The organism is Janibacter limosus, assembly GCF_004295485.1.
Classification (GTDB): Bacteria; Actinomycetota; Actinomycetes; order Actinomycetales; family Dermatophilaceae; genus Janibacter; species Janibacter limosus_A.
Map to the genome: position 1 here is coordinate 358,430 of NZ_CP036164.1, position 13,226 is coordinate 371,655.

Sequence of the window (13,226 nt, forward strand, 5' to 3'; positions counted from 1 at the left end):
CCAACTCCATGAAAGTCCACGACCGAGCTTTCGTGACCAACGGGACATCCCGAACGATTAACGGCACATTCCGTTCCGACTCATCAGGCACAGTGACTTATGCGGCTTCAATCTCCGTGACGGCCGAGGCGAAGGCCGCAATCTTCGCCAAGGTTTCAGGCACGGTCAATGCCGGAATCTCCAAGTCGATGACGTCCAGTATCGGTGTCACTGCTAGCTCCTCTGTCAAGCCCTACTCGACTCTCGAGGGTGACTACGGTGTCTACAAAGAGAATGTGGAAATGCGCAGGTACTACGTGTATAGCAATTGCAACACGGGTTCTAGCACCTACTTCAACTTCTATGCGCCGTACCGGAAGGGATGGAGGCTGTACTATTAACAAGCTCACTCGTCCGAGCATCGCCTTATTAGCGTTTGTGATCTCGTTGGCGAGCTTGGCGGCCTGTGACGCAGAGGCGCCGGTGGCACCAAGTAAATCTGATTCTCGCAGCGGCGGAGCGACGCCTGTCGAGAGCAAGGTCGACTATCTCAAAGGCGAACTTCTCCCAGAGGCAGCATTGAAGTCGCGTCAGATCGGGGTTCCCCTCGAAGCTACTGGCCCGAAGACCCTTCCGAATGCGCATGGCTCGAAGCAAGCGACCATTGAGTGGGTGTTCGTCTGCGAGGGTGGCGCCAAATTGACGTTGTTCTTGGGGGGGGGAGAGGTTCACTCTGTTCCCTGCGACGGATTGCGCAATTTCGGACAGTTCTTCGTGGATCCATCGACTGGGAAAATCAAAGTGGTCACCGGATCCCAGACTCGATGGCGTGCTGTCGCATTGAAGGCCGCCAGCTGAAGCTGCCGACAGTGGCCGTAACCGACTTGCGCCCCCGCCCTCCCGGCGGGGGCGTAGGTTTGTCCGGGTGACCCTGACCATCCGCCGCGCGCGCACCAGCGACGTGCGCGAGATCCGTTCCCTCGTGGCGCCGCTGGCCGAGCGTCGGGTACTCGTCAGCAAGGACACGGTCGCCTACTTCGAGGGGCTGCAGGAGTTCCGCGTCGCGGAGATCGACGGTCGCGTCGTCGGCTGCGGTGCGCTGCACGTCATGTGGGACGACCTTGCCGAGATCCGCACCCTCGCCGTCGCGGCGGACCAGCTCGGCCACGGCGTCGGCGGCGCCCTCCTGGAGTCCCTCGCCCAGGACGCGATCGAGCTGGGCGTGGAGCGGCTCTTCTGCCTGACCTTCGAGACCGACTTCTTCACCCGCCACGGGTTCACCGAGATCGAGGGCCAGGCCGTCGACCCTGACGTCTACGTCGAGCTGCTGCGCTCCTATGACGAAGGTGTCGCCGAGTTCCTCGACCTCGAGCGGGTCAAGCCCAACACCCTCGGCAACACCCGGATGCTCCGCCAGCTCTGACCCCGCATTTCCTTGAGGTCGTGCGCACCTGGGGCCGCATTTCCTTAAGGTCGTGCGCACCTGGGGCCGCATCTCCTTAAGGGGCTCTTCGCGGTTCGTGGTGAACGGCCTGCTGTGATCGGTGTTCACGCTGCTGATCTGGCGGCGCTGGTCAGCAGAATACGGGTGCGGTAATTCTGCGGGTTGCGGAAGCCTCGGCCGGTGCGTTTGATCTGCTTGATGCCGGTGTTCGCGGCCTCGACCTTCGCAGTGGTGGCGCCGGTGACGACGAGGACTTCGATGGCGTCCCACCACGCCACGACCGTCTCGTACAGCGCGGTGGTCTCTGGCATGTCGGCGACCATCACGTAGTAGCCCAGGCGCATCCGCTCTTCCCAGGCGTCGGCGAGCGAATCGACGGTCAGCAGGCGACGGAGCTGTTCCTTGATCGCCCACGCCGCCGACAGCTCGTCGGTCGGGTCGTCGGTGGCGAAGACCCGGTCCAGCCGGGCCCAGGCCCGCTCGGAGAGAGTGTCCGCGCCGCGTAGCAGCAGCAAGCGGTGCGCCCATGCCGGGTCATTCTTGCGGCCTCGTCGCTCGTGCTGCTGACGGGCCAGGCGCTGCCGCACCCGAGTGACCATGTCATGGCCGAGCTTGACCAGGTGGAACTTGTCCACCGAGATCGCCGCGAGGGGCAGGTGCTCGCGCAGCGCCTTGCGGAACGCCGCCGAGGGGTCGATCGCGACGACCTGAACCCGCTCGCGCCACGCAGGGGAACGCTCGGCCAGCCAGGCCACCACGGCGGTCGAGTCGCGCCCCTGGACCACACCGAGGACCTGCCCGGTGGTCAGGTCGACGAGCGTGGTCATCCACGGCTCGTAGCGACGCCAGGCGCCGCTCTGGTCGCGGAAGAAGCGCACCGAGCGGTAGCGATGCTCATCGATCCCCAACCGGGTGACCACGACGTCGTCCACGTCCGGCAGCATGACCGCCGCGCTCGTCAGCGCGCTCTGGACCAGCCACCACGAGATCTGGTGGGCGCGGGCGACCTCCGCGGCAGCGCGACCGGAGACGATGACCGCGGCCACGACCTGGTCCTTCAACCGCCTGGTCGAGCGCGCGAACCGCGGAACCTGCCTGGTGGCCTCGGCGAACGTGCCTCTGCCACACCGCGGCTCGGAGCAGAACCAGCGCCGCTTGGCCCACACCACCTCCACAGCGCCGGCGACCGGGACGTCCCGGACTCGCTGCAGACGACGAGAGTGGACCTTCGTCGCGATCACTCCACACCCAGGGCACCCCGGCGGGTCGGTCGAGGCCACCGTCACCCGCCGGCCAACATCGGGCAGGTCGACGGCGTCGATGACGCGGTAGCCGGGCAGGTTGAAGATCGTGCTCGCAGCATCACGCCGCGAGACCGTAGGCTCGTGCACAGGCTCGTGGTCCTCTGTTCTTGGATGTCTCGACAACACCCATCACAGCAGGGCCACGAGCTCCTACGCCGCTACGACGCGGACCTCTCCTTCACCACGAACCACGGAGAGCCCCTTAAGGTCGTGCGGTGGGGCGAAGGGGGAGGACCGCTCAGCTGGGTAGGGAGTAGCGGTCGCCCCCGCGTGGCTCGACCAGTCCGTCGTCGACGAGGGCTGCGAGGCAGCGCTCGAGCTTGCTCTCGTCGTCAGGCCAGGCCGTGCCCAGGGCACCGCGCGAGACCGGGTCTGGACTCTCGCGCAGCAGCTGGACGATGCGGCCGCGGACCTGCCGATCGGTGCCGTGCCAGGCCTGTCCGCGACGGGCGGGCCCCTCGTGCTCGGGTCGTCCGGCGAGCTGCCACGCGCACAGGTGCACGACGGGACACTCGAGGCACTTGGGGGAGCGGGCGGTGCAGATGAGCGCCCCGAGCTCCATGGACGCGGCATTCCACGCGTTGGCGTCGTCGCGGTCGGCCGGCATCGATGCCTGCGCCAGGCGCATCTCGGCAGCGGTGAGCGCCGGGGCCGCGTGCTGTGTCCCCGTGACTGTCCGCGCCAGCACGCGACGCACATTGGTGTCCACGACCGTGCGCGGATCCTCGTACGCGAAGGACGCGACGGCCGCCGCCGTGTAGGCGCCCACGCCCGGCAGCGCGAGCAGGTCCTCGTGATCGCGCGGGACCTGGCCGCCGTGCTGCTCGACCATGACCCGCGCCGACTCCCACAGCCGCAGCGCCCGCCGGGGGTAGCCGAGCCCGTCCCACATGCGCACGGCCTCGCCGGGGGAGTCCGCTGCCAGCGCCGCGGGGGTCGGCCACCGCTGCAGCCACCGCTCCCAGACGGGCTGGACCCGGGCGACCGGCGTCTGCTGGGACATCACCTCGGAGAGATAGATGCCCCAGGGCGTGCAGTCCGGGTCCCGCCAGGGCAGGTCGCGGCCGTGCTGGGAGTACCAGTCCAGGACTGCGGAGTGCAGCGCGGGACCGGCGGCGGCCGACGGGGTTGGAGTCGTCACGGGAGGATGATCTCCTGGAAGCGGGGCCGGTACAGTTGCGGGTTGGTGCGGTAGAGACCGTGGTCCACGGGTGACTCGCTCCACGAGATGAGCAGCGTCCCCGCAGGGGTCACGAAGTCGGGATGGGCCAGGGGCGTGTAGCGCAGGATGCCGTCGGAGTTGTCCAGCGGCTCGATGACGTGCTTGGTCCACGGGCCCGTGACGGAGGGAGCCTTCCACACCGCGAGCGATCGGCCCAGGTAGTCGCCCTCCTTGCTCACCGCGTACCAGGAGCCGCCGCGCTCGAAGACCGACAGCACGTGCGACACACCCTGCTCCGCGGGGATCAGGGCGGCGCTGCCCCGCGCCGGCACCTCGTCCCGCCCCGCCCACCGGGTGCCGTCCCAGTACTCCCAGCGGTCCATGTCGCCGAGGTCGTCGGGCATCGTGCGGGCGACGTGCAGGGACCACCCGGCCGTGGTCTTGGTCGCGTTGCTGGCCGTGCCGAAGACGTAGACGCGGCCGTCGTGGTCCCACATCGCGGCGCCCCAGGTGGGCACCCGGGGGTCGGTCGTGTCCTCGGCGAGCGGCTGCTGGTCGACGACCTGCGGCAGGCGGCCGGTCGGTGCCTCGAGGGTCACGAGCGAGGACCCGAGGGTCTGGAAGACGGCGTCGTCGCCGGTCTGGCGGACCCGGTTGGTGATGATCTGCACGCGGGTACCACCGGTGACCGCGACCGACCGCAGCGACAGCGGCCAGTACCCGGTGTTGTCGGCGTCGTCGGGGATGAAGGCATCGCCGGACGGACCGGCCAACGCCGTCACGCACCCCCGGTTGGTCACGAGGGCCGAGTTGCGGACCATGAAGGGGGAGACGCTCACCGGGTCGCGGATGGTGTCGCCGTAGACGAAGAGCCGCCGCCCGTCGGCCAGCGCGACGCTGCCGCCGTGGTCGCCTCCCTGCAGGCGCGGCTCGCCGTCGAGCTGCTCCATGAGTCGGTTCATCCCGCCCGCGCCGATCGGTCGGGGCCGGCTGCAGGGTGGGCTGGCCGGGCTGTCCAGCAGCGAGATGGACCCGTCGGCGTCCGTGGGCAGCGAGGAGGCCGCGCCGTGAGTGGACGAGGTCGGGTCGGTCGAGGGGGCCACCACCGAGCTGGCGTCGGCCAGGAGGTCGTCGACGGAGTCGGCTCGGGACCATCCGACCCAGCCACCGAGGATGACGAGGATCCCGGCGGTCAGCGAGACCAGGAAGCGACCCACCGGTCGATCAGACGTACCGCTCGAGGATCGAGGACTCGGCCAGTCGCGAGAGCCCCTCACGGACGGTCCTGGCGCGCAGCTCGCCGACCCCGTCGACGGTCATCAGGTCGTCGATGCCCGCGGCCAGCAGGCGCTGCAGCGACCCGAAGTGCTCGACGAGGCGCTCGACGATCGCGCCCGGCAGGCGAGGGATCTTGCCGAGGATGCGCAGCCCGCGCGGGCTGACCGAGGCGTCGATGGACTCACCGACGATGGGGAAGCCCATCGACTTGGCCACGTGCCCCAGGTCGAGCAGCTCGGTGGCGTCGAGGGCGGCGAGGTTGTCGAGCACCTGCGCGCTGGAGGCCACGGCGCCCTCGGGGTCGAGGTAGTCCAGGATCACCGCGTCGAGCGTCTCGTCGAGCCCGGCGGTGAGCTCCTCGAGCTGCAGCGTGAGCAGGCGCCCGTCGACGCCGAGCTCGAGGACGTACTCGGCGATCTCGGCGTGGATGCGACGGACCATCTCGAGTCGCTGGAGGACGACGGCGATGTCACGCACGGTGACGAGGTCCTCGATCTCGAGGGCGGACAGGGTGCCGGTGACCTCGTTGAGGCGGTTGGTGTAGCGCTCGAGCGTCTGCATGGCCTGGTTGGCCTGGGAGATCAGCTCGGTCGTCGTGCGCAGGACGTGCCGTCGCCCGTCGACGTACAACGCGATGATGTGCATCGACTGGCTCACGGAGACGACCGGGTGGCCGGTCTGCTTGGCGACCCGCTCGGCCGTGCGGTGCCGGGTCCCGCTCTCGATGGTCTCGATGCTCGAGTCGGGGACGAGCTGGACCGCTGCCTTGAGGATGCGCGAGACGCCCGAGTCGACGACGACCGCGCCGTCCATCTTGGCCAGCTCGCGCAGCCGGGTCGCGGAGAACTCGATGTTGAGGTCGAATCCGCCGGTGCACAGGGACTCGACCAGCTTGTCGTGCCCGAGCACGATGAGGGCGCCGGTGTTGCCTCTCAGGATCCGCTCGAGGCCATCGCGCAGCACGGAGCCCGGCGCGACCGCGGCAAGGGTCGACCGGAAGAGCTCATCATCGGTGTCGGGCACGCCGCGAGTCTATGGTGTGCGGCTGGGCACGAGGTGTGGTCGGGCGCGGCGTCCTCTGGCCTGTGTGATCGCGGTGGCCACGTCGACCACCTCGATGACCTCCATGCCGGGAGGGGCGGGGGTGTCGCCGAGCGCGCCCTTGGGCACCAGGGCCGTGCGGAAGCCCAGGCGGGCCGCCTCGGTCAGCCGCCGCGCGACCCCGGCGGCGGGGCGAACCTCACCGCTCAGACCGACCTCGCCCAGCGCCAGCAGGTCGTGCGCGATGGGCTCGTCGAGGACTGCGCTCGCGATCGAGACCGCGACGGCCAGGTCGCTCGACGGCTCGGTGATCTTGACCCCGCCGACGCTGGAGACATAGGTGTCCTGGTTGCCGATGGGGGCGCCCGCCCGCTTGTCGAGGACGGCGATGATCATCGCCAGCCGACCGCTGTCGAGGCCGACATTGGCCCGACGAGGGGTCGGGATCTGCGACGGGCTGACGAGCGACTGGACCTCGACGACGAGTGGCCGACGGCCCTCGAGGGTCACGGTCGCGCAGGTCCCCGGGACATTGATGTGCCGGCTGGACAGAAAGAGCCCGCTGGGGTCGTCGAGGCCGATGATCCCGCTGTCGGACAGGTCGAAGCAGCCGACCTCGTCGGTCGGGCCGAAGCGGTTCTTGACCGCGCGCACGAGCCGCAGCCGGGAGTGCCGGTCGCCGTCGAACTGGACGACGACGTCGACGAGGTGCTCGAGCACCCGTGGCCCGGCGATCGACCCGTCCTTGGTCACGTGCCCCACGAGGAGCATGGCGAAGCCAGCGGACTTGGCGGCCTGGATCAGCGAGCCGGCGACCTCGCGGACCTGCCCGACATTGCCCGGAGCGCCGTCGACCTCGGTCGAGGAGATGGTCTGCACCGAGTCGATGACGACGAGGTCGGGCCGCACCTGGTCGATCTGCGCGAGGACGGTCGCCAGGTCGGTCTCGGACGCGAGGTAGAGCCCGTCGGTGACGGCGTCGATGCGCTCGGCGCGGCCGCGCACCTGGGCGGCCGACTCCTCGCCGCTGATGTAGAGGACCCGCCGCTGCTCACCCACGCGGGCGGCCACGTCGAGCAGCAGCGTCGACTTGCCGATGCCGGGCTCGCCAGCCACCAGCACGACGGACCCGGGCACGAGCCCGCCGCCGAGCACCCGGTCGAACTCCGGCACCCCGGAGCTGCGGTGGGTCGCTGCCTCGGCGTCGACGTCGCGGATCGGCACGGCAGGGCGCTCCACCCGTGCGGCGGCCAGCGTGCGGACCGTCGGACCGCCGACCTCGTCGACCGAGCCCCAGGCCTGGCACTCGCCGCAGCGCCCGACCCACTTGACGCTGGTCCAGCCACATTCACTGCAGCGGTACGTCGGTCCGCCCTTCTTCGATGCCATGGTCAGAACCTACGTGCCCACCCCGACAGCGAGCCCCCGTGCGCTCAGAGGTCGGCGAACATCTTGCCGGGGTTGAGGATCCCCAGCGGGTCGAGCGCCGCCTTGACCGCCCGGTGCACCTGGCGGCTGCCCTCGTCGAGCTCGCGCGCCAGCCAGCTCCTCTTGAGGTAGCCGACGCCGTGCTCGCCGGTGATCGTGCCGCCGAGCTCGAGCCCGACCTCCATGATCCGGTCGAAGGCAGCGTCCGCCCGCGCCACGTCCTGCGGGTCGGACGCGTCGAAGAAGATCGACGGGTGGGTGTTGCCGTCACCGGCGTGGGCGACGACCGCGAGGGTCAGGCCGGTCTCCGCCGCGATCTCGTCGAGCCGGTCGTAGAACTCCGGCAGCCGGTGCCGCGGGAGGCAGACGTCGTCGAGGAGCTGGCCGCCACCGTGCGACTGGGCGTGGTGCTCGTAAGCCGTCTGCGCCAGGCGCCGTGCCGCGACCAGCGCCGCACTGTCGGCCGGGTCCTCCGAGAAGACGACGTCGATCGCCTCGTTGGCCTCGGCGAAGGCCGCGAAGGCCTCGACCTCCACGCGTGCAGTCTGCGGGTCACCGCTGCCGTCCGACTGCATGAGCAGCATGGCGCCCGCCTCGTCGTCGAGCCCCATGTCGCGGTAGGCGTTGATCATCCGCAGGGTCGTGCCGTCCATCGACTCCAGCAAGGAGGGCTGGGCCCCCGACGTCATCAGGTCGGCCACGGCGGCCGCAGCGTGGCGCAGGTCGGCGAAGGTCGCGACCGCGGTCAGGGGCTGCGGCAGGGTGGGGACGAGGCGCAGGGTGACCTCGACGACGACACCGAGGGTGCCCTCGGACCCGACGAAGAGGCCGCGCAGGTCGAGCCCGGCGACCCCCTTCGCCGTCGTCGTGCCGATCGTCGTCAGGGTCCCGTCGGCGAGGACCACCCGCAGCTGCCGGACGTAGTCACGGGTCACGCCGTACTTGACGCAGCACAGCCCGCCGGCGTTGGTCGCCACATTGCCACCGATGGAGGAGATCGCCACCGACCCGGGGTCCGGTGGGTAGGACAGCCCGTGCTCGACGAGTGCGTCCTTGAGGTCCTGGTTGATGATCCCCGGCTCGACGGTCACCGTGCGCTCGCCGGCGTCGATGCCCAGGACCCGGGTCATCCGCTCCAGCGACAGCAGCAGGCAGCCGGGCACTGCGTTGGCCCCGCCGGACAGCCCGGTGCGCGCTCCCTGTGGCACGACCGGGACCCGGTGACGGGTGGCGAAGCGCATCGTCTCCTGGACGTCCTCGATCGTGCGCGCCCGCACGAGCGCGAGTGCCCCGTCGTCAGGGCACCAGAGTGCCTGGTCGCGCGAGTGGGAGCCGACGACGTCGGGGTCGGTGACGAGCGCACCGTCGCTGAGCACCGCGCCGAGCTCGGTGCGGATCGAGCTGATGAGGTCGCTGGGCTCCATGGTCACTTCTCCTGTGCGGCAAGGGTTGCGGGATGCACGAGCAGGGGGAGCAGGGCCCGGCCGGAGGGCGAAGGGCGGGACCCCCCCTTCGTCGTGGTGATGGCGGCCACGAGCTCGAGGTGGGCCTCGCAGCGCGCGGCGAGCTCCTCGTAGCCGGCCGCGCCCATCAGCTCGACGAGCCCGGCTCGCTCGGTGACGTAGACGGGGTCGACGGCGACGTGGGCATCAGGGCTGCCGGAGCAGTACCAGTCCAGGTCGTGCCCGCCCGCACCCCAGCCGCGGCGGTCGTACTCTCCGATGCTCACCTCGAGATAGCTGCTGCCGTCGGGCAGCTCGACGGTGCGGTAGGTGCGCCGGATCGGCAGCTGCCAGCACACGTCGGGCTTGACCGTGTGCGGCTCGACGCCGGTGAGCACGGCGTGCTGGTGGAGGGCGCAGCCCGCCCCTGCGGGGAACCCCGGCCGGTTGAGGAAGATGCAGGCGCCGTCGACGACCTTGGTCTTGAGGTCACCGTCCTCCTTCTCCGTCCACGCGGACCTGCGGGTGGAGCCGGGGTGCAGCTGCCACTCGTCCTCGCCGAGCTCGTCCGCGACGGCCTTGACCCGAGCGATGTCGTCCTTGTCGGTGAAGTGCGCGCCGAGGACGCAGCAGCCGAAGTCGGGCTTGTCCGCGTCGATGCCGTGGCACCCGCTGCCGAAGACGCAGGTCCACGACGAGGTGAGCCACGTGAGGTCGCAGCGGAAGCGCTGGTCGTCCTCGCCCGGGTCCTCGAACTCGACCCAGGTGCGCGCCGTCGTCAGGTCGGTCTCGCCGGGGTGCTGGGGAGTGTCATCGCTCACGGCCGTCACCCTATGCCGCGAGACCACACGGCCCGGCGTGGCGGTGCCCGCTCCTGCTGCGTCTACTGTTGCCCCCGTGCGCCTTGGTGTCATCGATATCGGTTCCAACACCGTCCATCTGCTCATCGTCGACGCCCACCACGGTGCGGCGCCGATCCCTGCGACGTCCCACAAGATCCTGCTGCGGCTCTCCGAGCACGTCGACGACGAGGGTCGGATCGACGAAGGGGGCGCTGCTGACCTCTCCCGCTTCGTCGCCGAGTGCCTCGAGGTCGCCGAGGACCAGGGTGCCGAGGAGGTCTTCGCCTTCGCCACCAGCGCGGTCCGTGAGGCACCCAACGGTGACGAGGTGCTGGCCAGGGTGCGCGCGGAGACCGGCGTCGACCTGCAGGTGCTCAGCGGTGAGGACGAGGCGCGCCTGACCTTCCTCGCCGCCCGCCGGTGGGCGGGCTGGTCGGCCGGCAAGCTGCTCGTCATCGACATCGGTGGCGGCTCGCTGGAGCTGACCCTCGGTGACGACGAGGACCCCGACATCGCCAAGTCCCTGCTCCTCGGAGCCGGCCGCACCACCCGTGAGCTGCTGGCCGCGGACCCGCCGACCGCGCAGCAGATCAAGCAGGCGCGTCGCCACGTGCGGGCGACGCTGGCCAAGGAGATCCGCCCCTATGCCAGGGCCAGCTCGCCCGACACGGTGCTGGGTACGAGCAAGACGATGCGCTCGCTGGCCCGCATCGCCGGTGCGGCCCCGAGTGCCGACGGGCCGTACGTCGAGCGTCGGCTGCGCCGCGACGACGTGACCGCGACGATCGCCCGGATCACCCCGATGACCGCCGAGCAGCGGGTCGAGCTGCCCGGCGTGTCGGCGTCCAGGGCCCACCAGATCCTCGCCGGCGGCATCGTCGCCGAGGCTGCGATGGACCTGCTCGGTGTCGAGGAGCTGACGATCTGCCCGTGGGCGCTGCGCGAGGGTGTGCTCCTGCGCTACCTCGACGTGCTGGCCTGAGGCCCTCCTGGTCCCCGCCCCGGCGGGACTACTCTCGATGCATGCCAGATCCAGCGCGCCACCTGCCGGTGGGGCTGTCCACCGCCTCGGTCTACCCCGAGGGGGCGGCGGCGGCCTTCGAGACCGCTGCCCGGCTCGGCTACGACGGTGTCGAGATCATGGTCTGGACCGACCCGATCTCGCAGAACGCCGGGGCCCTGCGTGCGCTCGCCGACCACCACGGCATCGACATCGTCTCGATCCACGCGCCGACGCTGCTGCTGACCCAGCGGGTGATGAGCCCTGACCCGTGGGGCAAGGTCGACCGGTCGATCGAGCTCGCGCAGGAGGTGGGGGCCCCGACGGTGGTCCTCCACCCGCCCTTCCGCTGGCAGAAGGAGTACGCCCGCACCTTCGCCGACGGGGTCGCCGAGCGCGAGGACGAGAGCGGCATCGTGCTGGCCGTCGAGAACATGTTTCCGTGGGCGGCCCGCGGCCGGCAGGTGCAGGCCTACCTGCCGCACTGGGACCCGGTGCCCCAGCCCTACGACCACGTGACGATCGACCTGTCGCACACGGCGACCGCGCGCAGCGACGCGATGCAGATGGTGCTCGACCTCGGGGATCGCCTCTCGCACATCCACCTCGCCGACGGTCACCTGACGACCCTCAAGGACGACCACCTCGTCCCCGGCCGCGGGACCCAACCGTGCGCCGAGGTCCTCCAGCACATCTCCACGAGCGGGTTCTCCGGCGCGGTCGTGCTCGAGGTCGGGACCCGTCGGCGACCCCGTGAGCGTGAGGACGACCTGAGGGAGTCGCTCGAGTTCGCCCGGCGACACCTTGGCCAGGTCGCGGACGACCCAGGCGAGAGCACGTGATCGCATGACGGACGACGCGATCGAGATCGAGGGGCTCCGGGTCACCCGCGGTGGCCGGCTCGTCCTGCCCGGCCTCGACCTGCGGGTCCCCACCGGCCAGGTCGTCGGGCTCCTCGGGCCGAGCGGGGGCGGCAAGTCGACGGTGATGCGGGCGGTCGTGGGCGTCCAGCGGGTCGAGGCGGGCCGGGTCGAGGTCCTCGGGCTGCCTGCAGGCCACCCGGACCTGCGCCACCGGGTCGGCTACGTCACCCAGGCGCCGAGCGTCTACGGCGACCTCACCGTCGCCGAAAATGTCGTCCACTTCGCCCGGTTGCTCGGCGTGCCCGACCCCGACTCCGCCGCCCGCGAGGCCGTCGAGCGGGTCGACCTGACCAGCCACGCGCGCTCGCGCACCGACGCGCTGTCCGGCGGTCAGCGCAGCCGAGCCAGCCTCGCGGCGGCGCTCGTCGGTCGCCCCGAGGTGCTCGTCCTCGACGAGCCGACGGTCGGGCTCGACCCGGTGCTGCGCCGCGACCTCTGGGGCCTCTTCCGCCGGCTCGCCGACGACGGCGTGACGCTGCTGGTCTCCAGCCACGTCATGGACGAGGCCTCCCGCTGCGACCGCCTCGTCCTGCTGCGCGAAGGGGAGGTCCTCGCCGACGACACCCCGGCCGGGCTGCTCGAGCGGACCGGGGCCGCCGACGCAGAGGGAGCCTTCCTCTCGCTCGTCGACGAGGCCGCGACATGAACCCCCGGCTGACCCTGGTCACCTCGGGCCGCGTCCTGCGGCAGGTGCTGCGCGACCACCGGACCCTGGCGCTGATGCTCGTCGTCCCCGTGGTCCTGATGTGCCTGCTCGCGTGGATCTACGCCGACGGACCGCTCTTCGAGCGGGTCGGACCGGCGCTGCTGACGGTCTTCCCCTTCGTGGTCATGTTCGTCGTCACGAGCGTCGCGACCCTGCGGGAGCGCACCAGTGGCACCCTCGAGCGACTGCTCACGACGCCGATGGGCAAGGGCGACCTCGTCCTCGGGTACGCGCTCGCCTTCGGCCTCCTCGCCGTCGTCCAGGGCGCGGTCGTCACGGCGGTCTCCGTGGGGTTGCTCGGCCTCGACACCGCGGCCTCCGCAGCATGGCTCGTGCTCGTCGTGGTCGCGAGCGGTGTGCTCGGCACCTCGCTCGGCCTGCTCGCCTCGGCCTTCGCCGCCACGGAGTTCCAGGCGGTGCAGCTCATGCCTGCGACGGTGCTGCCGCAGTTCCTCCTGTGCGGGCTGCTCGTCCCGCGGGACCAGCTGCCGCGGGCCCTCGAGCTGCTGTCGGACGTGCTGCCGCTCTCCCATGTCGTCGACGCCGCGTCCGCGGTCACGCGACAGGTGCAGCCGGGCAGCGACCTCGCCAGCCCCCTGCTCGTCATCGCCGGCTGGGTCGTCGTCGCCCTCGTCCTCGGGAGCCTCACGCTGCGCCGCCGGACCCCGTGACCCGCT

12 protein-coding genes are annotated in these 13,226 nt (G+C 70.7%); 5 read left to right on the plus strand and 7 right to left on the minus strand.

Features of this window, described 5'->3' with window-relative positions:
• Positions 1–904 precede the first annotated feature (904 nt).
• Entirely contained in the window at positions 905–1,402 is a 498-nt protein-coding gene (locus EXU32_RS01755) for an amino-acid N-acetyltransferase (protein ID WP_130628347.1), read from the plus strand.
• A gap of 125 nt (positions 1,403–1,527) precedes the next feature.
• Here EXU32_RS01755 and EXU32_RS01760 read toward each other — a convergent pair whose 3' ends face one another.
• From EXU32_RS01760 to EXU32_RS01790, 7 genes are all read right to left on the minus strand, one after another.
• Positions 1,528–2,814 carry an ISL3 family transposase gene (locus EXU32_RS01760; protein WP_130628348.1) on the minus strand — a complete coding sequence of 429 codons (1,287 nt, stop codon included), beginning with the start codon at positions 2,812–2,814 and terminating at the stop codon, positions 1,528–1,530.
• Between the two features lie 151 nt (positions 2,815–2,965).
• The gene (locus tag EXU32_RS01765) at positions 2,966–3,868 is read right to left on the minus strand and encodes an A/G-specific adenine glycosylase (protein ID WP_130628349.1); all 903 of its coding nucleotides are present in this window, start codon (positions 3,866–3,868) and stop codon (positions 2,966–2,968) included.
• Positions 3,865–5,106, minus strand: a complete 1,242-nt coding sequence (locus tag EXU32_RS01770) for a DUF4185 domain-containing protein (protein WP_130628350.1) — start codon at positions 5,104–5,106, stop codon at positions 3,865–3,867. Before EXU32_RS01770 ends, EXU32_RS01765 begins: the two co-directional genes overlap by 4 nt.
• Before the next feature lie 7 nt (positions 5,107–5,113).
• A complete protein-coding gene (gene disA / locus EXU32_RS01775; protein WP_130628351.1) occupies positions 5,114–6,190 on the minus strand; it encodes a DNA integrity scanning diadenylate cyclase DisA in 1,077 nt (358 codons plus the stop codon).
• A gap of 9 nt (positions 6,191–6,199) precedes the next feature.
• A complete protein-coding gene (radA, locus tag EXU32_RS01780) occupies positions 6,200–7,597 on the minus strand; it encodes a DNA repair protein RadA (protein ID WP_130628352.1) in 1,398 nt (465 codons plus the stop codon).
• A gap of 44 nt (positions 7,598–7,641) precedes the next feature.
• On the minus strand, positions 7,642–9,060 hold the full coding sequence (locus EXU32_RS01785) for an FAD-binding oxidoreductase (RefSeq protein ID WP_130628353.1): 1,419 nt from the start codon (positions 9,058–9,060) through the stop codon (positions 7,642–7,644).
• A gap of 2 nt (positions 9,061–9,062) precedes the next feature.
• Positions 9,063–9,899 (minus strand): hypothetical protein, encoded by an 837-nt coding sequence (locus EXU32_RS01790; RefSeq protein ID WP_130628354.1) that lies wholly within the window; start codon positions 9,897–9,899, stop codon positions 9,063–9,065.
• Positions 9,900–9,975: 76 nt separating this feature from the next.
• Between EXU32_RS01790 and EXU32_RS01795 the strand changes: the two genes are divergently transcribed.
• The 4 genes from EXU32_RS01795 to EXU32_RS01810 are packed head-to-tail and all read left to right on the plus strand — an operon-like array spanning position 9,976 to position 13,220.
• A complete protein-coding gene (locus tag EXU32_RS01795) occupies positions 9,976–10,902 on the plus strand; it encodes a Ppx/GppA phosphatase family protein (RefSeq protein WP_130628355.1) in 927 nt (308 codons plus the stop codon).
• Between the two features lie 41 nt (positions 10,903–10,943).
• On the plus strand, positions 10,944–11,762 hold the full coding sequence (locus EXU32_RS01800; RefSeq protein ID WP_130628356.1) for a sugar phosphate isomerase/epimerase family protein: 819 nt from the start codon (positions 10,944–10,946) through the stop codon (positions 11,760–11,762).
• A 4-nt stretch (positions 11,763–11,766) separates the two neighbouring features.
• Positions 11,767–12,489, plus strand: coding sequence for an ABC transporter ATP-binding protein (locus EXU32_RS01805; protein ID WP_130628357.1), 723 nt, complete (start codon positions 11,767–11,769; stop codon positions 12,487–12,489).
• Complete coding sequence (locus tag EXU32_RS01810; RefSeq protein WP_130628358.1) at positions 12,486–13,220, plus strand: ABC transporter permease; 735 nt, start codon at positions 12,486–12,488, stop codon at positions 13,218–13,220. The genes EXU32_RS01805 and EXU32_RS01810 overlap by 4 nt, the downstream gene beginning before the upstream one ends.
• Positions 13,221–13,226: the final 6 nt, after the last annotated feature.

What these genes read in the sequence shown, in the direction of transcription:
- radA (WP_130628352.1), bottom strand. Translation starts at nt 7,597, where the DNA reads ATGGCATCGAAGAAGGGCGGACCGACGTACCGCTGCAGTGAATGTGGC.
- EXU32_RS01805 (WP_130628357.1), top strand. Translation starts at nt 11,767, where the DNA reads ATGACGGACGACGCGATCGAGATCGAGGGGCTCCGGGTCACCCGCGGT.
- EXU32_RS01785 (WP_130628353.1), bottom strand. Translation starts at nt 9,060, where the DNA reads ATGGAGCCCAGCGACCTCATCAGCTCGATCCGCACCGAGCTCGGCGCG.
- EXU32_RS01810 (WP_130628358.1), top strand. Translation starts at nt 12,486, where the DNA reads ATGAACCCCCGGCTGACCCTGGTCACCTCGGGCCGCGTCCTGCGGCAG.
- EXU32_RS01800 (WP_130628356.1), top strand. Translation starts at nt 10,944, where the DNA reads ATGCCAGATCCAGCGCGCCACCTGCCGGTGGGGCTGTCCACCGCCTCG.